35 protein-coding genes are annotated in these 23,459 nt (G+C 41.7%); all 35 read right to left on the minus strand.

Annotated features, from left to right (window positions below; translation table 11 throughout):
- Positions 1 to 6 precede the first annotated feature (6 nt).
- The 35 genes from VEIT17_RS07335 to rpoC all read right to left on the minus strand — a co-directional run bounded on the left by VEIT17_RS07335 (position 7) and on the right by rpoC (position 23,432).
- Positions 7 to 1,011, minus strand: a complete 1,005-nt coding sequence (locus VEIT17_RS07335) for a DNA-directed RNA polymerase subunit alpha (RefSeq protein ID WP_156720027.1) — start codon at positions 1,009 to 1,011, stop codon at positions 7 to 9.
- 71 nt (positions 1,012 to 1,082) lie between these two features.
- Positions 1,083 to 1,472: a 30S ribosomal protein S11 gene (gene rpsK, locus VEIT17_RS07340; RefSeq protein WP_004695151.1), complete on the minus strand. Its 390-nt coding sequence runs from the start codon at positions 1,470 to 1,472 to the stop codon at positions 1,083 to 1,085.
- Between the two features lie 19 nt (positions 1,473 to 1,491).
- Positions 1,492 to 1,860: a 30S ribosomal protein S13 gene (gene rpsM / locus VEIT17_RS07345; RefSeq protein ID WP_004695149.1), complete on the minus strand. Its 369-nt coding sequence runs from the start codon at positions 1,858 to 1,860 to the stop codon at positions 1,492 to 1,494.
- A gap of 23 nt (positions 1,861 to 1,883) precedes the next feature.
- On the minus strand, positions 1,884 to 1,997 hold the full coding sequence (gene rpmJ / locus VEIT17_RS07350; RefSeq protein WP_004695148.1) for a 50S ribosomal protein L36: 114 nt from the start codon (positions 1,995 to 1,997) through the stop codon (positions 1,884 to 1,886).
- 26 nt (positions 1,998 to 2,023) lie between these two features.
- The gene (gene infA, locus VEIT17_RS07355) at positions 2,024 to 2,242 is read right to left on the minus strand and encodes a translation initiation factor IF-1 (protein WP_004695147.1); all 219 of its coding nucleotides are present in this window, start codon (positions 2,240 to 2,242) and stop codon (positions 2,024 to 2,026) included.
- A gap of 23 nt (positions 2,243 to 2,265) precedes the next feature.
- On the minus strand, positions 2,266 to 3,036 hold the full coding sequence (map, locus tag VEIT17_RS07360; protein ID WP_105084921.1) for a type I methionyl aminopeptidase: 771 nt from the start codon (positions 3,034 to 3,036) through the stop codon (positions 2,266 to 2,268).
- A gap of 3 nt (positions 3,037 to 3,039) precedes the next feature.
- The gene (locus VEIT17_RS07365; RefSeq protein ID WP_005385513.1) at positions 3,040 to 3,603 is read right to left on the minus strand and encodes an adenylate kinase; all 564 of its coding nucleotides are present in this window, start codon (positions 3,601 to 3,603) and stop codon (positions 3,040 to 3,042) included.
- Positions 3,604 to 3,615: 12 nt separating this feature from the next.
- Positions 3,616 to 4,878 (minus strand): preprotein translocase subunit SecY, encoded by a 1,263-nt coding sequence (gene secY, locus VEIT17_RS07370; RefSeq protein ID WP_060923781.1) that lies wholly within the window; start codon positions 4,876 to 4,878, stop codon positions 3,616 to 3,618.
- Position 4,879: 1 nt separating this feature from the next.
- Positions 4,880 to 5,323 carry a 50S ribosomal protein L15 gene (gene rplO, locus VEIT17_RS07375; RefSeq protein ID WP_178885491.1) on the minus strand — a complete coding sequence of 148 codons (444 nt, stop codon included), beginning with the start codon at positions 5,321 to 5,323 and terminating at the stop codon, positions 4,880 to 4,882.
- Between the two features lie 22 nt (positions 5,324 to 5,345).
- Positions 5,346 to 5,525: a 50S ribosomal protein L30 gene (gene rpmD, locus VEIT17_RS07380; RefSeq protein ID WP_004695138.1), complete on the minus strand. Its 180-nt coding sequence runs from the start codon at positions 5,523 to 5,525 to the stop codon at positions 5,346 to 5,348.
- Between the two features lie 14 nt (positions 5,526 to 5,539).
- Positions 5,540 to 6,043 (minus strand): 30S ribosomal protein S5, encoded by a 504-nt coding sequence (gene rpsE, locus VEIT17_RS07385; protein ID WP_004695136.1) that lies wholly within the window; start codon positions 6,041 to 6,043, stop codon positions 5,540 to 5,542.
- Positions 6,044 to 6,061: 18 nt separating this feature from the next.
- Positions 6,062 to 6,442: a 50S ribosomal protein L18 gene (gene rplR / locus VEIT17_RS07390; protein WP_050781715.1), complete on the minus strand. Its 381-nt coding sequence runs from the start codon at positions 6,440 to 6,442 to the stop codon at positions 6,062 to 6,064.
- A 17-nt stretch (positions 6,443 to 6,459) separates the two neighbouring features.
- Positions 6,460 to 7,005: a 50S ribosomal protein L6 gene (gene rplF, locus VEIT17_RS07395; protein WP_039968986.1), complete on the minus strand. Its 546-nt coding sequence runs from the start codon at positions 7,003 to 7,005 to the stop codon at positions 6,460 to 6,462.
- Between the two features lie 24 nt (positions 7,006 to 7,029).
- Entirely contained in the window at positions 7,030 to 7,416 is a 387-nt protein-coding gene (gene rpsH, locus VEIT17_RS07400) for a 30S ribosomal protein S8 (protein WP_004695128.1), read from the minus strand.
- Between the two features lie 27 nt (positions 7,417 to 7,443).
- A complete protein-coding gene (rpsN, locus tag VEIT17_RS07405; RefSeq protein WP_005377140.1) occupies positions 7,444 to 7,713 on the minus strand; it encodes a 30S ribosomal protein S14 in 270 nt (89 codons plus the stop codon).
- Between the two features lie 16 nt (positions 7,714 to 7,729).
- Positions 7,730 to 8,269 (minus strand): 50S ribosomal protein L5, encoded by a 540-nt coding sequence (rplE, locus tag VEIT17_RS07410; RefSeq protein WP_024065152.1) that lies wholly within the window; start codon positions 8,267 to 8,269, stop codon positions 7,730 to 7,732.
- 23 nt (positions 8,270 to 8,292) lie between these two features.
- Complete coding sequence (gene rplX / locus VEIT17_RS07415) at positions 8,293 to 8,613, minus strand: 50S ribosomal protein L24 (RefSeq protein WP_004695118.1); 321 nt, start codon at positions 8,611 to 8,613, stop codon at positions 8,293 to 8,295.
- Between the two features lie 18 nt (positions 8,614 to 8,631).
- Positions 8,632 to 9,000 (minus strand): 50S ribosomal protein L14, encoded by a 369-nt coding sequence (rplN, locus tag VEIT17_RS07420; RefSeq protein WP_005376994.1) that lies wholly within the window; start codon positions 8,998 to 9,000, stop codon positions 8,632 to 8,634.
- Between the two features lie 24 nt (positions 9,001 to 9,024).
- A complete protein-coding gene (rpsQ, locus tag VEIT17_RS07425; protein ID WP_005385504.1) occupies positions 9,025 to 9,285 on the minus strand; it encodes a 30S ribosomal protein S17 in 261 nt (86 codons plus the stop codon).
- 39 nt (positions 9,286 to 9,324) lie between these two features.
- Complete coding sequence (gene rpmC / locus VEIT17_RS07430; RefSeq protein ID WP_004695115.1) at positions 9,325 to 9,528, minus strand: 50S ribosomal protein L29; 204 nt, start codon at positions 9,526 to 9,528, stop codon at positions 9,325 to 9,327.
- On the minus strand, positions 9,518 to 9,955 hold the full coding sequence (gene rplP, locus VEIT17_RS07435) for a 50S ribosomal protein L16 (protein ID WP_004695114.1): 438 nt from the start codon (positions 9,953 to 9,955) through the stop codon (positions 9,518 to 9,520). The genes rpmC and rplP overlap by 11 nt, the downstream gene beginning before the upstream one ends.
- On the minus strand, positions 9,955 to 10,620 hold the full coding sequence (gene rpsC / locus VEIT17_RS07440) for a 30S ribosomal protein S3 (RefSeq protein ID WP_105084923.1): 666 nt from the start codon (positions 10,618 to 10,620) through the stop codon (positions 9,955 to 9,957). The genes rplP and rpsC overlap by 1 nt, the downstream gene beginning before the upstream one ends.
- Positions 10,621 to 10,636: 16 nt before the next feature.
- A complete protein-coding gene (rplV, locus tag VEIT17_RS07445) occupies positions 10,637 to 10,972 on the minus strand; it encodes a 50S ribosomal protein L22 (protein WP_004695112.1) in 336 nt (111 codons plus the stop codon).
- A 13-nt stretch (positions 10,973 to 10,985) separates the two neighbouring features.
- Positions 10,986 to 11,267 (minus strand): 30S ribosomal protein S19, encoded by a 282-nt coding sequence (gene rpsS / locus VEIT17_RS07450; RefSeq protein ID WP_060923779.1) that lies wholly within the window; start codon positions 11,265 to 11,267, stop codon positions 10,986 to 10,988.
- 23 nt (positions 11,268 to 11,290) lie between these two features.
- Positions 11,291 to 12,121 (minus strand): 50S ribosomal protein L2, encoded by an 831-nt coding sequence (rplB, locus tag VEIT17_RS07455; protein WP_005385496.1) that lies wholly within the window; start codon positions 12,119 to 12,121, stop codon positions 11,291 to 11,293.
- Positions 12,122 to 12,147: 26 nt separating this feature from the next.
- Entirely contained in the window at positions 12,148 to 12,432 is a 285-nt protein-coding gene (gene rplW, locus VEIT17_RS07460; RefSeq protein ID WP_004695108.1) for a 50S ribosomal protein L23, read from the minus strand.
- Positions 12,432 to 13,055 (minus strand): 50S ribosomal protein L4, encoded by a 624-nt coding sequence (rplD, locus tag VEIT17_RS07465; RefSeq protein ID WP_005377066.1) that lies wholly within the window; start codon positions 13,053 to 13,055, stop codon positions 12,432 to 12,434. Before rplD ends, rplW begins: the two co-directional genes overlap by 1 nt.
- 26 nt (positions 13,056 to 13,081) lie before the next feature.
- Entirely contained in the window at positions 13,082 to 13,723 is a 642-nt protein-coding gene (rplC, locus tag VEIT17_RS07470) for a 50S ribosomal protein L3 (RefSeq protein WP_004695102.1), read from the minus strand.
- Positions 13,724 to 13,735: 12 nt separating this feature from the next.
- Positions 13,736 to 14,047: a 30S ribosomal protein S10 gene (rpsJ, locus tag VEIT17_RS07475; protein WP_004695100.1), complete on the minus strand. Its 312-nt coding sequence runs from the start codon at positions 14,045 to 14,047 to the stop codon at positions 13,736 to 13,738.
- 180 nt (positions 14,048 to 14,227) lie between these two features.
- Positions 14,228 to 15,415, minus strand: a complete 1,188-nt coding sequence (tuf, locus tag VEIT17_RS07480) for an elongation factor Tu (protein ID WP_105084932.1) — start codon at positions 15,413 to 15,415, stop codon at positions 14,228 to 14,230.
- A gap of 50 nt (positions 15,416 to 15,465) precedes the next feature.
- Positions 15,466 to 17,541 (minus strand): elongation factor G, encoded by a 2,076-nt coding sequence (gene fusA, locus VEIT17_RS07485; RefSeq protein WP_005385490.1) that lies wholly within the window; start codon positions 17,539 to 17,541, stop codon positions 15,466 to 15,468.
- A gap of 15 nt (positions 17,542 to 17,556) precedes the next feature.
- Positions 17,557 to 18,027 (minus strand): 30S ribosomal protein S7, encoded by a 471-nt coding sequence (gene rpsG, locus VEIT17_RS07490; RefSeq protein WP_004693556.1) that lies wholly within the window; start codon positions 18,025 to 18,027, stop codon positions 17,557 to 17,559.
- Between the two features lie 52 nt (positions 18,028 to 18,079).
- Positions 18,080 to 18,454 (minus strand): 30S ribosomal protein S12, encoded by a 375-nt coding sequence (rpsL, locus tag VEIT17_RS07495; RefSeq protein WP_004693554.1) that lies wholly within the window; start codon positions 18,452 to 18,454, stop codon positions 18,080 to 18,082.
- A 76-nt stretch (positions 18,455 to 18,530) separates the two neighbouring features.
- Complete coding sequence (locus tag VEIT17_RS07500) at positions 18,531 to 18,776, minus strand: ribosomal L7Ae/L30e/S12e/Gadd45 family protein (protein WP_005385487.1); 246 nt, start codon at positions 18,774 to 18,776, stop codon at positions 18,531 to 18,533.
- A gap of 453 nt (positions 18,777 to 19,229) precedes the next feature.
- Positions 19,230 to 23,432 (minus strand): DNA-directed RNA polymerase subunit beta', encoded by a 4,203-nt coding sequence (gene rpoC, locus VEIT17_RS07505; protein ID WP_178885493.1) that lies wholly within the window; start codon positions 23,430 to 23,432, stop codon positions 19,230 to 19,232.
- Positions 23,433 to 23,459 lie beyond the last annotated feature (27 nt).

A 23,459-nucleotide genomic window follows, 5' to 3' on the forward strand; every position in this document is an offset into this window, starting at 1 on the left:
TCCTCCTTATTCGCCTTTTTGTTTAAGGTGAAAACCACCTGGATGATTGTTGAGTTTTTCCTCAATTTCATCGATGGATTTTTTACCTAAATTGCGAACTTTTCCTAAGTCATCAATGGTTTTGTCTAGCAAATCTGCAATTGTATTAATGCCAGCACGTTTCAAGCAGTTATACGCACGAACAGAGAGTTCCAACTCATCGATGGAAATCTTTGCTGGGCCGTCATCTACAGCCGGTTCTTCATTCTCGGAACCTACTGGATCAACAACGATACCGCCTTCACCTGTGTTTACATCTACAACATCTGCAGAGTGCGCTAATTTAGTGAAGTTCCCTAAATAACCAATCATAATGGCAGCAGATTTTGCTACTGCATCAGCAGCAGTAATGGAACCATCAGTCCAAACTTCTAATGTAAGTTTGTCAAAGTCCATTTCATTGCCTACACGAACATCACTCACTTCGTATTTGGCACGAAGAATTGGAGAGAAGATGGAATCGATTGGAATACAACCGATTACATCTGTATCTTTTTTATTCTTCGTGGAAGGAACGTAACCTTTGCCACGTTCGATTACTACGTCCATTACGAGATGAGCTGTCTCATCCATTGTCGCAATCACTAGTTCAGGATTCAATACTTCTACTTCTGGTGGGAATTGTTCAGCCAAGTCAGCAGCTGTCAATACGCCGTCCTTTTGGAAGTCAAAATGAACTTCCAAAGGTAATTGAACATCTTCTTCAACTTTAATGCACAATTGCTTTAAGTTAAGGATGATATCCGTAACGTCTTCGCGAATACCAGGAATAGTAGAGAACTCATGAAGAACTCCATCAATTTTGATAGAGGTGATAGCTGCCCCATCCAAGGATGAAAGCAAAATTCTGCGTAAGCTATTACCGAGAGTGATACCATAGCCACGGTCTAATGGTTCACATACAAACTTACCATAGCGACCGCCTTCGGCGATGTCCACTTTCTCGATTTTAAGTTTCTTTTCTTCGCTCATCAGGAACATCCTCCTATACAACACACGTTCATAGTTTAATTATAGCACCGTATCAAATCGGCCGCTATAAATTATACACGACGGCGTTTTGGAGGGCGACAACCATTGTGAGGAATTGGAGTTACGTCTTTAATGGAAGTAACTTCAAGACCTGCAGCTTGTAAAGCACGGATTGCAGCTTCACGGCCGGATCCAGGACCTTTTACGAATACTTCAACAGTGCGAAGACCATGTTCCATTGCAGCTTTAGCAGCTTGTTCAGCAGCCATTTGAGCAGCGAATGGAGTGGATTTACGGGAACCACGGAAGCCCAAGCCACCAGCGGAAGCCCAAGACAACGCATTACCGTTTGTATCTGTCAAAGTTACGATAGTGTTATTGAATGTAGAACGAATATGAGCCGCACCGGATTCAATATGTTTCTTTTCTTTTCTTTTAGTTCTAACAACTTTTTTAGCCACGCTTTATCCCTCCTTTATCTTATTTCTTTTTACCAGCAATTGCTTTTCTAGGACCTTTGCGAGTACGTGCATTCGTTTTAGTACGTTGACCACGAAGTGGTAAACCCATACGATGACGTTTGCCTCGATAGGAGTTGATTTCAATTAAGCGTTTAATGTTAAGAGCTTCTTCACGACGAAGGTCACCTTCAACTTTGTAATCAGCATCTAACAATTCACGGATTTTCGCTACTTCATCTTCAGAAAGATCACGAACACGTGTGTCAGGATTGATGCCAGTTTTAGCAATGATTTCAGATGCTAAAGTTGGACCAATACCATAAATATAAGTTAAACCAATTTCCACTCGTTTATCACGAGGTAAATCTACACCGGCGATACGTGCCATCTAATCATCCACCTCCTATCAGATTATCCTTGTTTTTGTTTATGTTTTGGATTTTCGCAAATAACCATTACACGGCCTTTGCGTTTAATGATTTTACATTTTTCGCATATCTTTTTAACTGATGGTTGAACCTTCATTAGTACCTCCTTTGTGGACCCTATGCTTATTTAAAGCGATAGGTGATGCGACCACGATTTAAGTCATACGGTGTCAGTTCCATAGTAACTTTATCACCAGGAAGAATACGGATAAAATTCATACGCATTTTACCTGACACATGAGCCAATACGATATGACCATTTTCCAATTCAACTTGGAACATGGCATTCGGTAAAGCCTCAACTACCGTACCTTCCACCTCAATAACGTCTTCTTTTGACATATCTTTTCCTCCGGTTACCTGTTTTATTTAATTAACCGCGGTTCATCACGCATGGTTAATATTTCAGGGCCGTTTTCTGTAACAACCACTGTATGTTCGAAATGAGCAGCAGGTTTACCATCTACGGTAACTGCTGTCCAGTCATCCCCTAATACACGAACACGATGCGTACCTAGAGTAATCATCGGTTCGATACACAATACCATACCAGGTTTCATAAGAGGTCCTTGATCAGGACTACCATAGTTTGGTATTTGCGGATCTTCATGCATTTCGCGGCCTAAACCATGACCTACGAAGTCGCGAACGACACCGTAACCATGTTTCTCACAATACGTTTGAACAGCATGACCGATAGCACCAATACGGTTGCCAACTTTCACTTGTTCAATTCCCTTGAACAGACTTTCTTCTGTCACTTTTAACAATTTCATCACATCAGGTTTGACGTGACCGATAGGAATCGTCACAGCCGAATCGCCGTGATATCCATCAATAGCTGATACAAGATCAATACTGAGGACATCACCGTTTTTAAGCTTGCGCTTAGCGCTCGGAATACCATGAACAACTTCATCATTGATAGAAGCACAGATTGTAGCAGGGAATCCATAGTACCCTTTACAACTTGGTATACCACCGTGGCTGCGAATATATTCTTCGGCAATTGTATCTAACTCAAGCGTCGTGATGCCAGGTTTAGCCTTTTCTACTAACAAGGACAACGTGTCTGCTGTAAGCTTACTTGCCTTGCGGATACATTCAATTTCATGGGGCGATTTCAAAATAATCATGGATTATTTCTCCAAAGCCTTAATGATGTCAGCAAATACTGCGTCTACATCTTGTAAACCATTAATTTCTTCATATAAACCGCTATTGCGATAGTAGTCGATTAATGGTTTAGTAGATTCTTCGTACACAGCTAGACGTTTCTGTACTGTTTCAGGGTTATCATCAGCACGATTTTCTAGAACAGCTCGTTCGCTAATACGTTTAACTAATTCCTCGGAAGGAACGTTTAAGTTAAGTACAGCGTCCAAAGAAATTCCTAATTCTTTAAGGATTGCATCCAAGGATACAGCTTGCGCTGTAGTTCTTGGGAATCCATCAAGAATAAATCCAGATTTGCAGTCATCTTTCACCAAGCGATCACGTACGATACCAACAGTTACACTGTCTGGTACCAATTGACCAGCATCGATGTATTTCTTAGCCTCAACTCCAAGAGGTGTTTCGTTCTTAATCGCAGCGCGGAACATATCACCTGTTGAAATTTGGGGAATACCGTATTTTTCAATAAGTCGAGCTGCCTGAGTGCCTTTACCAGCACCAGGAGGTCCCATTAATAGAATATACATATTGTTTCCCTCCTATTTCACAAAGCCTTTATAGTGGCGTGTTACCATGAGCGACTCAATTTGTTGCATTGTATCAAGCGCTACACCTACAACGATGAGGAGAGCCGTACCACCAAAGTATACGCCTTGGACGCCGGTAATGCTACCGAGGAAATTCGGTATAATAGCAACGACAGCTAAGAATACAGCGCCAGCCAAAGTGATCTTGGTCATCACGTTATCCACATAATCAGCAGTTGGTTTACCCGCACGAATACCTGGGATAAAACCACCGTATTTTTTCATATTATCTGCCATATCTGTAATGTTGATAGAGATTGCAGTATAGAAATACGTAAAGATAAAAATCAATAATGCATACAATGCCGTTTGTAACGGCGTACCCCATGTAAAGAGATCCGCAGCTTTATGAACATATTCATTGTCAATAAATTGCGCAATCGTCACAGGGAACATCAACACAGATGACGCAAAGATAATTGGGATTACACCTGCCTGATTAACTTTCAACGGCAAGAATGTAGAGTGACCACCGTACATTTTACGACCTACTACGCGTTTAGCATATTGAATCGGAATACGACGTTGGCCTTGTGTAACTGCAACTACGACAGCAATCATCGCAAGAGCAATTACAGCAAATAAGAATGCTTGGAACATATTAATTGTTCCGTTTTGGATATATTGATAAATAGTTTCTAAACCATCAGGTAATCGAGCTACGATACCAGCAAAGATGATCAAGGAAATACCATTACCTATACCATATGCTGTGATTTGTTCACCAATCCACATCAACAAGCATGTGCCTGCTGTTAGAATGATGGCCACAACGAATACACTAAGGAAATCATTATTTACCAAAGCGTTGTTTGCTCTAAGAGCAAATGCCATGCCTGCGGCTTGTACAAAGCCGAGGACTACGGTGCCATAACGAGTTACCTTCGCTATTTTCTTACGCCCGTCTTCACCATCTTTACTCCATGCTTCAAACTGAGGAACTACAGACTGAAGCAGTTGCATGATGATGGAAGCATTGATGTAAGGTGTAATACTCATCGCAAAGATAGAGAACTTACTAAGCGCACCACCAGCAAACAAGTCTAATAGACCGAATAGGTTACCAGATGTAAACAAGGATTCGATAACAGATGCATCAACACCTGGAACAGGAATGTGAATACCAGCTCTAAAGATGGCAAACATCATTAATGTGTAAAGAATCTTATTACGTAGTTCGGTAATCTTAAAGATGTTCGAGAGGCTATCTAGCACCCTAGATCACCTCTACTTTTCCGCCTGCTGCTGTAATTTTTTCTTCAGCAGATTTAGTGAAGCCATTAGCGATAACAGTTAAGTTTTTAGTTTCCAATGTACCGTTACCTAAAATACGAATGCCATCGCGTACATTTTTCAAAATGCCAACTTCAATAAGAGCTACTGGATCAACTGTTGCACCGTCTTCAAAACGGTTCAATTGTTCTACGTTAACTTCAGCATATTGTTTAGCAAAAACGTTGTTGAAACCACGTTTTGGTAAACGACGATAAAGAGGCATTTGGCCGCCTTCAAAACCGGAGCGAACGCCACCGCCAGAACGGGAGTTTTGACCTTTTTGACCACGACCAGATGTTTTACCCAAGCCAGAACCTAAACCACGGCCTACACGAGTACGAGCTTTTTTGGAACCAGCAGCTGGTTGTAATTCATGAAGTTTCATTCAGTGCACCTCCTTATCAGTATTAAACTTCTTCAACTTTTACTAAATGTCTAACTTTGTGAAGCATGCCTTCGATTTGAGGTGTTACTTCTTTTACAACTTGAGAATTAGTTTTTTTCAAGCCCAAAGCTTTAACTGTCGCGCGTTGATCTTCAGGACGACCGATTAAGCTTCTTGTTAATGTTACTTTAACTTGTGCCATTTCTTGTCTCCTTATTACGCGTTATAAATTTCTTCAACGGTTTTACCACGAAGTTCTGCAACTTCGCTAGCGCGTTTCAAATCTTTCAAACCTTCGATAGTAGCGCGAACCATATTGTTAGGGTTAGAAGAGCCCAAAGATTTAGTCAAGATGTTACGAACACCTACTAATTCCAATACGGCACGAACAGGGCCACCAGCGATAACGCCAGTACCTTCAGCAGCTGGTTTCAAGAATACGCGGCCTGCGCCGAATACGCCTGTTACGCTGTGAGGGATTGTACCATTTTTAATTGCTACGTTTACAATATTTTTCTTAGCATCATCAATACCTTTGCGAATTGCTTCTGGTACTTCCGCTGCTTTACCTAAGCCAACGCCTACATAACCGTTGCCATCACCAACAACTACAAGAGCGCTGAAGGAAAAACGACGACCGCCTTTAACTACTTTGGCTACGCGGTTGATGAATACTACTCTTTCTTTAAGATCAAGACTGGTGTAGTCAATTCTCGCCATGTCTATAGTTCCTCCTTCTTAGAATTTTAAGCCTGCTTCACGAGCACCTTCTGCAAGGGCTGCTACGCGGCCGTGGTAAATGTAACCACCACGGTCAAACACTACTGTGTCAATACCTTTAGCGATAGCTTTTTTAGCAACTGCTTCACCAACAGCTTTAGCAGCAGCTACGTTACCACCATAGGATAAGTTCAAATCTTTATCTAAAGAGCTAGCAGCTACTAAAGTTGTACCTGCTACGTCATCGATAACTTGAGCATAGATGTTGCCTAAAGAACGGAATACGTTCAAACGTGGGCAAGTTGCCGTACCAGAGATGTGACGGCGAATACGAAGATGACGTTTTGCTCGAGCGATGTTTCTACTAGATTTACGAGGCAAGATATTCACTCCTTTCATTCATATAGATGATATTACTATTTACCTTTTGCACCAGCTTTACCAGCTTTACGACGAACAACTTCGCCTTCATAGCGGATACCTTTACCTTTGTAAGGTTCTGGTTTTCTCCATTTACGGATATCAGCTGCTACTGCGCCTACAACTTCTTTGTCTGCACCAGAAACAACGATTTTGTTAGGAGCTGGAACTTCAATTGTAATACCAGCTGGAGCTTCCATTTCTACTGGATGAGAGAAGCCAAGTGTAAGAGCTAATTTATTGCCTTGTTTAGCCGCTCTGTAACCAACACCGTTGATTTCAAGAGTTTTTGTGAATCCTTCAGATACGCCTGTTACCATATTAGCAACAAGAGCGCGAGTCAAACCGTGAAGGGAACGATGAGCTTTATTGTCGGAAGGACGAGCTACTGTAATTGTGTTACCTTCAACAGTGATATTCATATCTGGATGCAAATCGCGAGATAATTCACCTTTAGGACCTTTTACGTTCATATGATGGTTATCATATGTAACAGTAACGCCTGCAGGGATCTCGATAGGCATTCTACCGATACGTGACATTATTTCTACCTCCTATTGCTACTATTACCAAACGTATGCGATTACTTCGCCACCAAGACCTTCTTTACGAGCTTGTTTGTCGCTCATAACGCCTTTGGATGTGGAAATAACTGCGATACCCAAACCACCAAGTACACGAGGAAGTTCTTCCTTTTTCGCGTAAACACGTAAACCAGGTTTGGAAATACGTTTAATTCCTGTAATAACTTTTTCGTTATTGGAACCATATTTCAAAGTTACTTTTAAAGTGTTTTCTTCTTTTTCTACGTTCTTTACGAAACCTTCTTGTAAAAGGATGTCAAGAACAGCTGCTTTCATTCTAGATGCAGGAATGTTTACCGTTTCATGAAGTGCAGCATTTGCATTACGGATGCGCGTAAGCATATCCGCGATAGGATCGGTCATTACCATAATCTAAAAACCTCCTCTCGTCTAATATTACCAGCTGGCTTTTTTAACACCAGGAATTTGTCCTTTGTACGCCAATTCACGGAACGCAATACGGCTGATACCGAATTTGCGCATATAGCCGTGAGGACGACCAGTTAAGTTGCAACGGTTGTGTAAGCGTGTTGGGGATGCATTTGCTGGTAATTTGGACAAGCCTTCATAATCACCTGCTGCTTTTAACGCTGCACGTTTAGCTGCATATTTTTCAACGATTTTAGCGCGTTTCTTTTCGCGTTCAATCATAGATTTTTTAGCCATCTATATGTTCCTCCTATTATTTTTCAAAAGGCATACCGAATTGAGTCAACAATTCACGAGCTTCTTCATCTGTTTTAGCAGTTGTTACTACGATGATATCCATACCAGTAACACGTTCTACTTGATCATATTCGATCTCAGGGAAGATGAGCTGTTCTTTAAGACCCAAAGCGTAGTTACCACGGCCATCAAATGCTGTTGCGCTGATACCGCGGAAGTCACGTACACGAGGTAATGCCGCATTGATCAATTTGTCGAGGAATTCATACATGCGTTCGCCACGAAGAGTAACTTTAGTACCCAACGCCATACCTTCACGAACTTTGAAGTTCGCAATGGATTTTTTAGCTTTTGTGATTACAGGTTTTTGACCAGCGATGATAGTCAAATCATTAACTGCTGCTTCCAATGCTTTTGCATTGCCTACTGCATCACCAACGCCGATGTTGATAACGATTTTTTCCAATTTAGGGATTTCCATAACGTTGCCGTATTGGAATTTTTCTTGCAAACTCTTTTTAATTTCAGAGTTGTATTGTTCAAATAAACGAGACATTTATTTAGCTCCTCCTTTCCTGATTATTTAAGTACTGTACCAGATTTAACTGTAGCGCGAACGAATTTACCGTCTTTGCCTTCAACTTTTTTGATACGAGTAGCTGTTTTAGTTTCTGGGTCAACAACCATTACGTTAGAAACATGGATACCAGCTTCTTTAGTAACGATGCCGCCTTGTGGGTTAGCTTGAGAAGGTTTTGTATGACGTTTTACAGTGTTAACGCCTTCAACAAATACGCGTTCTTTTTTAGGTTCAGTAGCAATTACTGTACCTTGCTTACCTTTATCTTTACCGGAGATAACAACAACTGTATCGCCTTTTTTGATTTGTAGTTTAGCCATATGCTGCGTTCCTCCTTCTTATAATACTTCTGGAGCCAAGGAAACAATTTTCATGAAGTCTTTTTCACGAAGTTCTCTTGCTACAGGTCCGAAGATACGAGTACCACGAGGGGTTTTATCTTCTTTAATAACTACTGCTGCGTTTTCATCGAAACGAATATAGGAACCGTCTTGACGGCGGATACCTTTTTTAGAACGAACAATAACAGCTTTAACTACGTCGCCTTTCTTGACAACGCCACCGGGTGATGCATCTTTTACAGAAGCAACGATTACGTCACCGATATTGCCGAATTTGCGATAAGAACCGCCCATGACTTGGATACACATAATACGTTTTGCACCAGTGTTGTCGGCAACATTCAAAATTGTTTGTTGCTGGATCATCGTCTATTCCTCCTTACATCACTCTTATTTTTGTCTTTCAAGAATTTCAACAACTCTCCAACATTTATCTTTAGAAAGTGGACGAGTTTCTACAATTTTAACTGTATCGCCAATTTGACACTCATTGTTTTCATCATGAGCTTTGAAGCGTTTAGTGCTAACCATTGGCTTGTTATATAATGCGTGAGGTACTTTACGTTCTACAGCAACAACAACAGTTTTATTCATTTTGTCGCTAACAACTTTACCTACGCGGACTTTACGTACGTTTCTTTCTTCTGCCACGATTTTAAGCCTCCTTTTCAACCTTTAACAAATCTGTTATTATGCGTTTTCAGATTTAAGTTCAACTTCACGTTGTACAGTTTTAATACGAGCGATTGTCTTCTTAACTTCACGAATGCGCATAGGATTTTCTAATTGACCTGTTGCAAGCTGAAAACGGAGGTTAAATAACTCTTCCTTAAGACCGGAAACTTTTTGTTCCATTTCGGCAGCGCTCATATTGCGAATGTCATTAACCTTCATTTACGTCACCACCCAATTCTTTACCCTTAACAACAAATTTGCATTTGATTGGAAGTTTATGGCTTGCAAGACGCATAGCTTCACGAGCTGTAGCTTCTGGCACACCGTCCATTTCAAACATTACACGACCTGGTTTAACTACTGCTACCCAGTATTCAGGAGAACCTTTACCGGAACCCATACGAGTACCAGCTGGTTTAGCTGTGATTGGTTTGTCAGGGAAAATTTTAATCCATACTTTACCACCACGTTTGATATAACGAGTCATAGCAATACGGGCAGCTTCGATTTGACGGTTAGTGATCCAAGATGGTTCGCATGCTACCAAGCCGAACTCACCATGAGACACTGTATTACCGCGCATAGCACGACCTTTCATACGGCCGCGGAATTGCTTACGATGTTTTACGCGCTTTGGAATAAGCATTACTTGCCACCTTCTTCCTTCTTAGCAGGTTGTTTTGCTTCTGGCAAAACTTCACCTTTGTAAATCCATACTTTAATGCCGATACAACCATATGTTGTATGAGCTTCAGCAGTACCGTAGTCGATGTCTGCACGAAGTGTATGCAAAGGAATAGAACCTTCACGGTAGGATTCGCTACGAGCGATTTCAGCACCGCCAAGACGACCGCTTACCATGATTTTAATACCTTTTGCACCTAAGCGCATTGTACGACCTACAGCTTGTTTCATTGCACGACGGAAACCGATACGGCGTTCCAATTGGCTAGCAATGTTTTCTGCAACCAAGATTGCATCCATGTCTGCTTGTTTAATTTCTGCGATGTTAACGTCCACTTGTTTGTCAGTGAAACGAGTCATTGCTTTTTTGATATCTTCGATACCAGCACCACCACGACCGATAACCATACCTGGTTTTGCAGTGTGGATAGTCAATTTAATACGTTTATTTGTACGCTCGATTTCAATGCGGGAAATACCAGCAATGAAAAGGGTTTCTTTCAAGAAGTTACGAATTTTTACGTCTTCATGAAGATTAGCAGCGAAATCTTTATCTGCATACCATTTTGCGTCCCAATCTTTTACGATACCGACACGCAAACCGTGTGGATTAACTTTTTGACCCACTCTGTTTCCCTCCTTCTTAAGCTCTTTCTTTAACTACTACTGTTACATGGCTAGTGCGTTTCAAAATTTTGAAAGCTTGACCACGGGAACGAGGATGAATGCGTTTTAATGTAGGGCCTTGATCAACGAAGATCTCGGATACGTAAAGATTGTCAACATTCATATCGAAATTATGTTCAGCGTTTGCGATTGCAGAACGCATAACTTTTTCTACTACATCAGCGCCAACTTTCGGAGTGAACTTCAAGATGGCAAATGCTTCGCCGATGTTTTTACCGCGCACTAAATCTGCAACGATACGGATTTTACGAGGCGCGATTCGGATATGTCTAGCGATTGCTTTTGCTTCCATGTATTATTTCCTCCTATTTTTTGCCTGTAGATTTTTCGTCCTTACCGTGACCTTTGAAAGTACGTGTAGGAGCGAACTCACCTAATTTATGACCTACCATATCTTCTGTAATGAATACAGGTACATGTTTGCGACCATCATGCACAGCAATTGTGTGGCCTACAAAACTTGGGATAATAGTAGAGGCACGGGACCAGGTTTTTACAACTTTCTTTTCGTTAGTTTCGTTTAAAGCTTCAACTTTCTTAAGCAAATGATCTGCTACGAAAGGGCCTTTTTTAATAGATCTGGACACTATTTTATCTCCTTTCCTTTATCCTATTTTGTACGACGTTTAATGATTAAGCTGTTAGAAGCTTTTTTCTTGTCGCGAGTTTTAACACCATGTGCTGGTTTGCCCCAAGGTGTAACAGGATGTTTACGACCAACAGGAGATTTACCTTCACCACCACCATGTGGATGGTCACAAGGGTTCATTACAACACCACGGTTGCCAGGGCGAACGCCCATCCAACGATGACGACCAGCTTTACCAATTACAAGGTTGCTGTGGTCAGCGTTACCAACAACACCTACTGTTGCACGGCACTCTTGACGAACACGACGCATTTCACCAGATGGTAAACGAAGAATAGCGTAGCCATTATCTTTACCCATCAATTGAGCAGATGTACCAGCGGAACGAACGATTTGGCCACCTTTACCGATTTTCAATTCGATATTGTGGATTTGTGTACCGTCTGGAATATTAGCCAATGGTAAGCAGTTACCAGGTTTAATATCGGACTCAGGGCCGGAGAATACAACGTCACCAACTTTTAGACCGTTAGGAGCTAAAATGTAGCGTTTTTCACCATCAGCGTAGTTAAGCAAAGCGATACGAGAAGAACGGTTAGGATCATACTCGATTGTTGCTACTTTAGCTGGAATATTATCTTTAGTACGTTTGAAGTCAATAATACGATATTGACGTTTATGACCGCCACCTTGGTGACGAACTGTCATTTTACCAGTATTGTTACGACCACCTTTTTGGGAAATCTTAGCGAGCAAAGATTTTTCTGGTTTGCTTGCTGTGATTTCGTCGAAGGCGGATACTGTCATAAACCGGCGACCAGCGGAGTACGGTTTAAATGATTTAATTGCCATTAGTGGGCCTCCTTACAACTAGACTCTTAGACACCTTCAAAGAATTCAATGGATTCGCCAGCTTTCAAAGTAACGATAGCTTTTTTGTAATCGCTACGTTTACCTTGTGTACGACCCATGCGTTTAGTTTTGCCTAAAACGCGAATAGTAGCTACTTTTTCTACTTTTACATTGAAGATTTTTTCAACTGCTTGACGGATTTGCACTTTATTTGCAGTCAAAGGCACACGGAAAGTGTATTTGCCTTCTTCCATAAGCATAGTGGATTTTTCGGTAATAACCGGGCGGATTAGTACATCATGTAATTGCATTATCCAAGTACCTCCTCGATTTTTGCGACAGCACCTTTAGTAATGAAGAGCTTATCGTAATGAAGAAGATCGAAAATGTTCATACCTTCGCAAGCCAATGCTTTAACACCTTGGATGTTGCGAGCGGAACGTTCAACATTTACATCACCTTCAGTGATGAACAATACTTTTGCATCACCAACATTGAAGCTATTGATAATATTCAATACTTCTTTAGTTTTAGGAGCTGCTAATGTGATTTCTTCCAAAACGTATAATTCGCTATTATTCACTTTATCGCTAAGAGCAGATTTAACTGCTAAACGTCTAGCCTTACGAGGCATAGCTTTGTAATAGCTGCGAGGTTGTGGACCAAATGTAGTACCGCCACCAATCCAGATTGGGGAACGGCTGGAACCGGAACGTGCACGACCAGTACCTTTTTGTTTCCAAGGTTTGCGGCCACCGCCACGAACCATACCTCTAGTTTTTGTTGCATGTGTGCCGAGACGTTCGTTAGACAATTGACGAACTACGGCTTGATGCATTACGGCTTCGTTAACTTCAACGCCGAATACTGCATCGTTTAACTGTATTTCACCGACTTTAACGCCGGATTGATTATATGTTGCTACTGTAGGCATTACATAATCCTCCTTTCGACAAATGATTATTTAACAGGTTTAACCGTGTTGCGAACCATAACCAAGCTACCTTTAGCGCCTGGGATACCACCTTTAACCAATAAAAGGTTACGTTCAGCATCAACTTTCACAACGGATAAGCGTTGTACGGTAACTCTGTAACCACCCATTTGTCCAGGGAGTTTTTTACCTTTGTATACCTTACCGCCGCCACCGGAGATCATAGGACCGATGGAACCAGGTTCACGGTGAGATTTAGAACCATGAGTTTCAGGACCACGGGAGAAGTTATGGCGTTTAATTGTGCCAGCAAAACCCTTACCTTTACCTGTACCCACTACGTCCACCAATTCACCTTCTGCGAAGATATCAGCTGCCAGAGTTTGGCCTACTGTGTAGTCAGCTGCATTAGCTACGCGAACTTCGCGAAGATATTTAACTGGAGCTACGCCAGCTTTGTCGAACTGACCTTTTACAGGTTTTGTTAAATGTTTTTCTTTAATGGAACCGTAACCAATTTGTACTGCTTCGTAGCCGTCTGTTTCAACAGTCTTAACGCGCACTACAACGCTTGGGGTAGTTTCCACTACTGTTACAGGAACTAATTGGCCTTCAGCTGTGAAGACTTGAGTCATTCCTAATTTTTTACCCAAAATAGCTTTAGACATTATCGCACCTCCTTATAGTTTTATTTCAATAGATACACCAGCTGGTAAATCTAAACGAGTGATAGCATCTACTGTTTTCGAATTTGGTTCAAGAATATCGATTAAGCGTTTATGTGTACGCATTTCGAATTGTTCACGAGAATCTTTGTTTACGTGTACAGAACGAAGAATTGTGAAGATATTCTTTTCTGTTGGCAATGGAATCGGACCAGATACCATAGCGCCATTTCTTTTTGCAGTGTCTACGATCTTAGCAGCGCTTTGATCGAGAGCTTTGTGGTCGTATGCCTTAAGGCGAATACGGATTTTTTGCTGTTTAGCCATTATTAATAATTCCTCCTGTCGTCCATTTCATGAATGGGCTGCTCCATAGAAATTCTCCTCCGCAGAGGCAACCTTCTACTTCATAGTTTAAAAACACAACACTAGAGCGGCATTACTGCCGCTCTGAATGCTGCATGTATTGTGCTCAACGCATCACTACGATGAGCATAAAAGGTTAAATTAACCTTCGATTTCAGTTACAACGCCAGCGCCTACTGTATGGCCACCTTCGCGGATCGCGAAACGAAGACCTTCTTCGATAGCGATTGGAGTGATCAATTCGATATCCATTGTTACGTTATCGCCAGGCATACACATTTCTACACCTTCAGGAAGGTTTACAACACCTGTTACGTCTGTTGTACGGAAGTAGAATTGTGGACGGTAGTTGGAGAAGAATGGAGTATGACGGCCACCTTCTTCTTTAGTCAATACGTATACTTCTGCTTTGAATTTTGTGTGTGGTTTGATGGAACCTGGTTTAGCCAATACTTGACCACGTTCGATGTCTTTGCGGTCTACACCACGAAGCAATGCACCAACGTTATCACCTGCTACTGCAGAATCCAAAGTTTTACGGAACATTTCAAGACCAGTTACTACGTATTGTTCAGCTTTTTCTTTCAAGCCTACAACTTCTACTGTGTCGCCTACGTTTACTTGACCACGTTCAACACGGCCAGTTGCTACCGTACCACGACCAGTGATTGTGAATACGTCTTCCACAGGCATCAAGAAAGGTTTGTCAGTATCACGAACTGGAGTTGGGATGTAGGAGTCTACAGCTGCCATCAATTCGTCGATTTTAGCTACATATTGAGCGTCGCCTTCCAAAGCTTTCAAAGCGGAACCTACAACGATAGGTACTTCGTCGCCAGGGAATTCGTAGGAGGAAAGAAGTTCACGAACTTCCATTTCTACTAATTCGATCAATTCTTCATCGTCAACCATGTCAGCTTTGTTCAAGAATACTACGATTGCAGGAACACCAACTTGGCGAGCCAACAAGATGTGTTCGCGAGTTTGAGGCATAGGGCCGTCAGCTGCGGAACATACCAAGATAGCGCCGTCCATTTGAGCCGCACCAGTGATCATGTTTTTAACATAGTCAGCATGGCCTGGGCAGTCAACGTGTGCATAGTGACGGTTTTCAGTTTCGTATTCAACGTGTGCAGTGTTGATTGTGATACCGCGTTCACGTTCTTCTGGAGCTTTATCGATCATGCTGTAATCTTGGAAATCAGCTTGGCCTTTTTCAGCCAATACTTTAGTGATTGCAGCAGTCAAAGTAGTTTTACCATGGTCAACGTGACCGATTGTACCGATGTTAACATGCGGTTTCGTACGTTCAAATTTTTCTTTAGCCATTTTAAATTATCCTCCGAGGAAAATAGTAATTCTATTAATCTAATGTAAGATTAACCGTTTTTCTTTGCTTGAATTTCTTCAGCAATTTTCTTAGGAACTTCTTCGTAATGATCGAATGTCATGGAGTAGTTACCGCGACCTTGAGTTTTGGAACGAAGGTCAGTTGCGTAACCGAACATTTCGCTCAATGGAACATATGCTTTGATATGTTGGTTACCATTACGAGCTTCCATGCCGTCCATGCGACCACGACGGGAGTTCAAGTCACCGATAACGTCGCCCATGTATTCTTCAGGAACGTCTACTTCTACGGACATATATGGTTCAAGCAATGCAGGGTCTGCTTTGCGAGCACCTTCTTTAAAGCCCATGGAACCAGCGATTTTGAAGGCCATTTCGTTGGAGTCAACGTCATGGTAGGAGCCGTCAAATACGATAACTTTGATGTCAACCATTGGATAACCAGCGATAACACCGGATTCCATAGCTTCTTTAACACCATTTTCAACAGGTCCGATGTATTCACGAGGAATTGCACCACCTACGACCTTATTTTCAAATTCGAAGCCAGCACCTGGTTCTTGAGGAATTAATTCCAACCAGCAGTGACCATATTGACCACGACCACCAGATTGACGAACGAATTTACCTTCAGATTTAACAGCTTTACGGATAGTTTCGCGATAAGCTACTTGAGGTTTACCTACGTTACATTCTACTTTGAATTCACGGTTCATACGGTCAACGATGATATCCAAGTGAAGTTCGCCCATACCGGAGATAATAGTTTGACCTGTTTCTTCATCAGTACGAACTTTGAAAGTAGGATCTTCTTCTGCCAAACGAGCAAGAGCTGTACCCATTTTTTCTTGGTCAGCTTTTGTTTTAGGTTCAACAGCAACGGAGATAACTGGTTCAGGGAATTCCATGGATTCAAGAATTACAGGATTCTTTTCATCACAAAGAGTATCACCAGTAGTAGTATCTTTCAAGCCTACAGCTGCAGCGATGTCGCCAGCGTAAACCATGTCGATTTCTTTACGAGTGTTAGCGTGCATTTGAAGAATACGGCCGATACGTTCTTTCTTACCTTTTGTGGAGTTGAAAACGTAGGAACCGGATTCCAATGTACCGGAGTACACACGGAAGAACGCTAATTTACCAACATATGGGTCAGCCATGATTTTGAATGCCAATGCGGAGAATGGTTCATCATCGGAAGAAGGACGAGTAGTTTCTTCTTCGGTACCAGGAACGACACCTTTAATAGCTGGAATGTCGATAGGAGCTGGCATGTAATCTACAACAGCGTCCAATAACATTTGTACACCTTTATTTTTGTAGGAAGAACCACAAAGAACTGGGAACAATTGGTTAGCAATAACTGCTTTACGCAATGCTGTTTTCAATTCTTCAATGGAGATTTCTTCACCTTCCAAATATTTCATCATAATATCGTCATCAGTTTCAGCGATAGCATCGATCATCATTTCGCGACGAGCTTCAGCTACTTCTTGATATTCTGCTGGGATATCAGTGATTTCATATTCTTTACCGTCATCGGATTTGTAAATTTCCGCTTTCATAGTCATCAAATCGATGATGCCTTCGAAAGTATCTTCAGCGCCAATTGGCACTTGAATAGCTACGGAATTTGCACCCAAACGGGATTTCATCATATCAACTACGTTGAAGAAGTCAGCACCTACAGTATCCATCTTATTTACATAAGCGATACGAGGTACGCCGTAGTTAGAAGCTTGACGCCATACTGTTTCGGATTGTGGTTCAACGCCGCCTTTAGCACTGAATACCGCAACAGAACCGTCAAGTACACGTAGAGAACGTTCTACTTCTACAGTAAAGTCAACGTGACCAGGAGTATCGATGATGTTGATACGATGATCTTTCCAGTGACATGTTGTCGCAGCAGAAGTGATTGTGATACCACGTTCTTGTTCTTGCGCCATCCAGTCCATCGTAGCAGCACCTTCATGTACTTCGCCGATTTTGTGAACAATACCTGTATAGTAGAGGATACGTTCTGTAGTTGTTGTTTTACCAGCATCGATGTGAGCCATGATACCGATATTACGAGTTTTTGCTAGGGAAAACTCTCTTGCCACAGTTGTCACCTCTTATTACCAACGATAATGAGCAAATGCTTTATTAGCTTCTGCCATTTTATGAGTATCTTCTTTTTTCTTGATTGCAGCGCCTGCATTGTTGAAAGCGTCCATCAATTCGCCTGCTAAGCGTTCTTTCATAGTGCGTTCACCACGAAGACGAGCATAGTTTACAACCCAGCGAATACCGAGTGTTTGACGGCGATCAGCACGAACTTCAACTGGCACTTGGTAGTTCGCACCACCGATACGGCGAGCACGTACTTCAAGTACAGGCATAACATTTTTCAATGCTTGATCAAAAACTTCCATTGGGTCTTGACCCATTTTGGAACGAATAATTTCGAATGCATCATATACGATAGTTTCAGCAATGCCTTTTTTGCCATCGTACATAACTTTGTTAATGAAACGTGTTACTAATTTGCTGTTGTACACCGGATCTGGAAGTACATCACGTTTCGGAACAGGGCCTTTTCTTGGCATGTTCAATTCCTCCTTTATAATGATGTGTGTTAGTTTCGTTTAACGGCTAAAATTATTTTTTAGCTTTTTTCGCGCCGTATTTGGAACGACTTTGCATACGGTTTTGTACGCCAGCTGTATCCAATGCACCACGAACGATGTGATAACGCACACCTGGAAGGTCTTTTACACGACCGCCTCTGATAAGTACAACACTGTGTTCTTGTAAATTGTGACCAATGCCTGGGATGTAAGCAGTTACTTCAATAGCGTTTGTCAAACGTACACGGGCAACTTTACGAAGCGCGGAGTTTGGTTTCTTTGGAGTAGCTGTGTACACACGAGTACATACACCACGTTTTTGTGGAGATTCTTGAAGTGCTGGAGCTGTAGATTTTTTAGTCAAGCTCATGCGACCTTTGCGTACTAGCTGATTAATTGTTGGCATTTGGGCACCTCCTTTCCAAATTTGAGATTTATAATTGATCCGTCATAACAAATTGTTACATCGGATATTACCAAGATTAACGTAGGATACCTACCGCTGTGGCCCGCACCTTAATGCGACACGCACGACCAAGGTCATCCATAGTGTGCTTGTCATTCACAGGTATTCCCTGTTCAGCACAAGCATTTCGTATAGGTCCAACTACACTTTCATCACTATCATGTCCTACGAACACATACTTCACAGTCCCTCGTGCAATGTTTTTCAACGTTTGCTTGGCACCGATTGTTTTGTTCATCGACTTCAGATGGGCAATGTCCATAGTAAAATTCTCCTTACGAAATTATGCTACTTAGGCATACTTGCCCCTGAGCACTATGTAAGTATACCAATTACACAATCACATGTCAAACGTTTTTCGACGCTCCACACCGCTATACAACTGCATTTTATGTGTACACGTTTCCGTGCGTTTCATAATAGCGAATCATATAACAATATATGTAATTTTTATGCAAAAACAGCTATTTTATTCTCATTTTTATACATGATTTTCATATTATTTTAATTAATCACATTTCATGTATGCATAATTGATATAACTGAAAAATAAATAGTCATTTTTTATTTCAATTTTATTAACCATATTCAATATATCTATATTATTAAACGTATAGGTTTATTTATTCTTTCTGACAATTACATCTTAACAGAGAAATTTAGTATCTATAAAAAAGAGCGTGCCCTAAGGCACGCTCTCTTCTATTGCAATAGATTATTCTTCTACAGCAGCTTCTTCTGTAATATCGATGATTTCAGGTGTGTTTTTAACAACCTCAATCTTACGGTAACGGCTCATGCCAGTACCAGCAGGGATCAATTTACCGATGATTACGTTTTCTTTTAAGCCCAATAATGGATCGATTTTACCTTTGATAGCGGCATCTGTAAGAACACGTGTTGTTTCTTGGAAGGACGCAGCAGACAAGAAGGAATCCGTAGCCAATGCAGCTTTAGTAATACCCAACAATGTACGTTTGCCTGTAGCATTTTCACGGCCATTAAGAGTAAGACGACGGTTTTCTTCGTCAAAGGTATTAACGTCGACCATATCCCCTGGAAGCATATCTGCATCGCCAGCTGTTTCAACTTTTACTTTATGAAGCATTTGACGAACGATAACTTCGATATGTTTATCGTTAATTTCTACACCTTGAGATTTATATACTTTTTGTACTTCGTAAACGAGGTAACGTTGAGTTGCTTCAGTCCCCATTACACGCATAATGTCATGAGGGTTAATAGAACCTTCTGTCAAACGTGCGCCTAAGGATACAACATCACCGTCTTTAACGATAATGCGAGAACCATAAGGGATGAGGTAATCAAGTTCAATACCGTCTTCGCCAGTAATGAAGATTGTATTAGTACCTTTTTTACCTTCGTTAGGTACAACGCGAACTGTACCTTCATTTTCTGCGATGATAGCATTACGTTTTGGTTTACGCGCCTCGAACAATTCTTCGACACGTGGCAAACCTTGTGTAATATCGTCACCAGCGACACCACCTGTATGGAATGTACGCATTGTCAACTGAGTACCAGGTTCACCGATGGATTGCGCTGCAATAATGCCTACAGCTTCACCAACTTGAACTTGACCGCCTGTACCAAGGTCGCGACCATAGCACTTGCGACATACGCCATAAGGGCTGCGGCAAGTTAATACGGAACGGATTTTAACTGTTTCATAGTGTTTTACAACTTCATCAGCCAATGGTTCTGTGATTTCACCGTTAAGAGGAACGATAACTTCGCCAGTTTCTTTATTAACCAATTCTTCAGCTGCAATACGACCTACGATACGATCTTTTAATGGTTCAATAACGCCAGTACCCTCAACGATTGCCTCCACTTCGATACCGTGGATTTCGTTGTTGCGTACTTGTACTTCTTTTACATCGGAGTTAAGGATAGCTTCGATGCCTTCTTCAGTGAGACGTGTATCAGCAGGGAAGATTTCTACACCTTCGCTGTCAACGATAGCATGTACAGTGTCCTTATTCAACATATTTTGAACCATAGTTTCTTTTAATGTTGCACGGATGCTGTCATCGCTTTCACCAAGAATAATTTTTTGAACCAAGTTAGTATGGTTGATATCGCTGTCAGAACCTAAATGTACACCGCGCAATGCGATAGATGTTACACCGGATTCAGCAATATCAGCTAAACATTGTTCGTCTAAGATAGTTTCGGAAGGTACAACAAGTTCCCCTGTTTCTACATTCACAACATCTTTATCTAATACACGACCAATAAGTTTATCTTTTAACAATTCCAATGCTTGACGTGGAGATGTAGCCAAACGAGCGCGTTCACGAACGAGATCGATACCTACAACGTCACAATCGTCCTCGCGAACGATAACGTCTTGAGATACGTCAACAAGACGACGAGTCAAGTAACCGGAGTCAGCTGTACGAAGCGCCGTATCGGCCAAACCTTTACGAGCACCATGAGAGGATGTAAAGTAATCCAATACAGTCAAGCCTTCTTTAAAGTTTGCTTTGATTGGCAAGTCGATAATACGACCAGATGGATCGGCCATCAAACCACGCATACCAGCAAGCTGACGGATCTGTTGTTTATTACCACGGGCACCAGAGATAGCCATCATGTAAACAGGGTTGAAGCCATCTTTATCGCGCGCCATATTATCCATCATGGCATCAGTAACATCTTCTGTTGCTTGAGTCCACAATTGGATAGTTTTACGGTAACGTTCTTCTTCTGTAATAAGACCACGACGATACAAGCGAGATACTTTTTCTACTTCTTGTTCCGCTGTGTCTAACAAGCCAGTTTTTACTTCTGGTACTTTAATATCTGCAATAGCTACAGTCATACCTGCGCGACGTGCGAAGGAGTAACCCAAGGATTTAATACGGTCCAAGAGTTCTGCAGTCTTTTCATTGCCAAACAATTGGAAGCATTGGTCAACCAATTTACCAACTGTTTTCTTATCCATAACCTTACCTAAAGAGTAAGTGCCATCTTCACGTTTTTCATATTGCCACAATTCTGGGAATAGCGCATTGTTGAAGATCAAGCGACCTGCCGTTGTTTCTACACGGCCATGGTCAGGTAAACGGATATAAAGAATATCTTGCAAGCCAATAATATGAGATTCGTATGCAAGCATTACTTCATCATAAGTAGCAAATGTTTTTGCTTTATCACGAGTATCTTCACGTACAACTGTTAAGTAGTATGTACCCAAGATCATATCTTGAGATGGTACTGCTACTGGCTTACCGTCCTTAGTGGACAAGATATTATGGCTAGAAAGCATCAATGTACGAGCTTCCGCTTGTGCTTCTACGGACAATGGTAAATGACATGCCATTTGGTCACCGTCAAAGTCGGCGTTGAAGGCTGTACATACTAATGGATGCAATTTGATAGCACGGCCTTCCCAAAGGATTGGTTCGAAGGCTTGGATACCAAGTCTATGCAATGTAGGGGCACGGTTCAAGAGAACTGGATGTTCTTTGATTACCTCTTCCAAGGCTTCCCATACACCAGGACCGATTCTTTCTACTTGGCGTTTAGCAGCCTTAATATTGGATGCTTGACCACGCTCTACCAAACGTTTCATAACGAAAGGTTTGAACAATTCCAATGCCATTTCTTTAGGCAAACCACATTGGTGCATTTTAAGTTCAGGACCTACTACGATAACGGAACGACCGGAGTAGTCAACACGTTTACCAAGCAAGTTTTGACGGAAACGACCTTGTTTACCTTTAAGCATATCGGACAAGGATTTTAATGGACGGTTACCAGGGCCTGTTACAGGACGACCACGGCGACCATTATCGATCAATGCGTCAACAGCTTCTTGAAGCATACGTTTTTCGTTGCGCACAATGATATCAGGAGCACCTAAATCTAACAAACGTTTCAAACGGTTGTTACGGTTGATAACACGACGGTACAAATCATTGAGGTCAGATGTAGCGAAACGACCACCATCTAATTGAACCATAGGGCGCAATTCAGGTGGGATAACAGGAACAACATCCATAATCATCCATTCTGGGCGATTGCCAGATTGACGGAATGCTTCTACCACTTCTAAACGACGAACCGCACGAATTTTACGTTGACCACTTGCAGTATTCAATTCTTCGCGCAATTCAGCATTCAATGCTTCGAGATCAAGTTCTGATAAAAGAGCTTTTACAGCCTCAGCACCCATGTCGATACATGCGAAGAGAACCTCTTCAGCAGCGCCTAATTCATAACGCTCTTCACGAGTTAGTTCTTCGTATTCTTTATCTGCTTCTGGGATTGTTGCATCATCGCGAAGAGCAGCATTATAGCGCTCTTTGCGTTGTGCTTCACGAACGATAGCTAAACGTTCGTTACGTTGAGCTACTGTTTCGATTACAACGGATTTACCACCGATAGTATAACCGTCTTCGTTAAACTGAGCTTCATATTCGCGGTACTCTTGCTCGGACAACAATTGGCGTTTTGCCAATGGAGTACCAGCTGGATCTACTACGATGTAGGAAGCAAAGTATAATACGCGTTCCAAGGAACGTGGGGATACGTCAAGGATAAGGCCCATACGGGATGGGATACCTTTGAAGTACCAAATGTGAGATACAGGAGTAGCCAATTGGATATGGCCCATACGTTCACGACGTACTTTTGCACGTGTAACCTCTACACCACATTTATCGCAGACTACGCCTTTATGGCGAATGCGTTTATATTTGCCGCAGTGACATTCCCAGTCCTTTGTTGGTCCAAAAATGCGTTCGCAGAATAGACCATCACGTTCTGGCTTCAACGTACGGTAGTTAATAGTTTCAGGTTTCTTAACTTCCCCATGAGACCAAGCTAAGATCTGCTCTGGAGAGGCTAAACCGATTCGCATGGAATCGAATTCATTTACGTCTAGCACTACTATCGCTCCCTTCCTTATAGATAG

This window comes from Veillonella nakazawae, from assembly GCF_013393365.1.
Lineage (GTDB): Bacteria > Bacillota > Negativicutes > Veillonellales > Veillonellaceae > Veillonella > Veillonella nakazawae.

What these genes read in the sequence shown, in the direction of transcription:
- VEIT17_RS07335 (WP_156720027.1), bottom strand. Translation starts at nt 1,011, where the DNA reads ATGAGCGAAGAAAAGAAACTTAAAATCGAGAAAGTGGACATCGCCGAA.
- rpsM (WP_004695149.1), bottom strand. Translation starts at nt 1,860, where the DNA reads ATGGCACGTATCGCCGGTGTAGATTTACCTCGTGATAAACGAGTGGAA.
- rpmJ (WP_004695148.1), bottom strand. Translation starts at nt 1,997, where the DNA reads ATGAAGGTTCAACCATCAGTTAAAAAGATATGCGAAAAATGTAAAATC.
- infA (WP_004695147.1), bottom strand. Translation starts at nt 2,242, where the DNA reads ATGTCAAAAGAAGACGTTATTGAGGTGGAAGGTACGGTAGTTGAGGCT.
- map (WP_105084921.1), bottom strand. Translation starts at nt 3,036, where the DNA reads ATGATTATTTTGAAATCGCCCCATGAAATTGAATGTATCCGCAAGGCA.
- VEIT17_RS07365 (WP_005385513.1), bottom strand. Translation starts at nt 3,603, where the DNA reads ATGTATATTCTATTAATGGGACCTCCTGGTGCTGGTAAAGGCACTCAG.
- rplO (WP_178885491.1), bottom strand. Translation starts at nt 5,323, where the DNA reads ATGAAACTTCATGAATTACAACCAGCTGCTGGTTCCAAAAAAGCTCGT.
- rpmD (WP_004695138.1), bottom strand. Translation starts at nt 5,525, where the DNA reads ATGGCACAAGTTAAAGTAACATTAACAAGAAGCTTAATCGGTCGTCCT.
- rpsE (WP_004695136.1), bottom strand. Translation starts at nt 6,043, where the DNA reads ATGGCGAGAATTGACTACACCAGTCTTGATCTTAAAGAAAGAGTAGTA.
- rplR (WP_050781715.1), bottom strand. Translation starts at nt 6,442, where the DNA reads ATGAAAGGAGTGAATATCTTGCCTCGTAAATCTAGTAGAAACATCGCT.
- rplF (WP_039968986.1), bottom strand. Translation starts at nt 7,005, where the DNA reads ATGTCACGTATCGGTAGAATGCCTATCGAGATCCCTGCAGGCGTTACT.
- rpsH (WP_004695128.1), bottom strand. Translation starts at nt 7,416, where the DNA reads ATGGTAATGACCGATCCTATCGCGGATATGCTTACGCGCATCCGTAAT.
- rpsN (WP_005377140.1), bottom strand. Translation starts at nt 7,713, where the DNA reads ATGGCTAAAAAATCTATGATTGAACGCGAAAAGAAACGCGCTAAAATC.
- rplE (WP_024065152.1), bottom strand. Translation starts at nt 8,269, where the DNA reads ATGTCTCGTTTATTTGAACAATACAACTCTGAAATTAAAAAGAGTTTG.
- rplX (WP_004695118.1), bottom strand. Translation starts at nt 8,613, where the DNA reads ATGGCTAAACTACAAATCAAAAAAGGCGATACAGTTGTTGTTATCTCC.
- rplN (WP_005376994.1), bottom strand. Translation starts at nt 9,000, where the DNA reads ATGATCCAGCAACAAACAATTTTGAATGTTGCCGACAACACTGGTGCA.
- rpmC (WP_004695115.1), bottom strand. Translation starts at nt 9,528, where the DNA reads ATGAAGGTTAATGACATTCGCAATATGAGCGCTGCCGAAATGGAACAA.
- rplP (WP_004695114.1), bottom strand. Translation starts at nt 9,955, where the DNA reads ATGCTTATTCCAAAGCGCGTAAAACATCGTAAGCAATTCCGCGGCCGT.
- rplV (WP_004695112.1), bottom strand. Translation starts at nt 10,972, where the DNA reads ATGGAAGCAAAAGCAATCGCTAGACATATCCGAATCGCGCCTCGTAAA.
- rplB (WP_005385496.1), bottom strand. Translation starts at nt 12,121, where the DNA reads ATGGCAATTAAATCATTTAAACCGTACTCCGCTGGTCGCCGGTTTATG.
- rplW (WP_004695108.1), bottom strand. Translation starts at nt 12,432, where the DNA reads ATGCAATTACATGATGTACTAATCCGCCCGGTTATTACCGAAAAATCC.
- rplD (WP_005377066.1), bottom strand. Translation starts at nt 13,055, where the DNA reads ATGCCTACAGTAGCAACATATAATCAATCCGGCGTTAAAGTCGGTGAA.
- rplC (WP_004695102.1), bottom strand. Translation starts at nt 13,723, where the DNA reads ATGTCTAAAGCTATTTTGGGTAAAAAATTAGGAATGACTCAAGTCTTC.
- rpsJ (WP_004695100.1), bottom strand. Translation starts at nt 14,047, where the DNA reads ATGGCTAAACAGCAAAAAATCCGTATTCGCCTTAAGGCATACGACCAC.
- tuf (WP_105084932.1), bottom strand. Translation starts at nt 15,415, where the DNA reads ATGGCTAAAGAAAAATTTGAACGTACGAAACCGCATGTTAACATCGGT.
- rpsG (WP_004693556.1), bottom strand. Translation starts at nt 18,027, where the DNA reads ATGCCAAGAAAAGGCCCTGTTCCGAAACGTGATGTACTTCCAGATCCG.
- rpsL (WP_004693554.1), bottom strand. Translation starts at nt 18,454, where the DNA reads ATGCCAACAATTAATCAGCTAGTACGCAAAGGTCGCATGAGCTTGACT.
- VEIT17_RS07500 (WP_005385487.1), bottom strand. Translation starts at nt 18,776, where the DNA reads ATGGACATTGCCCATCTGAAGTCGATGAACAAAACAATCGGTGCCAAG.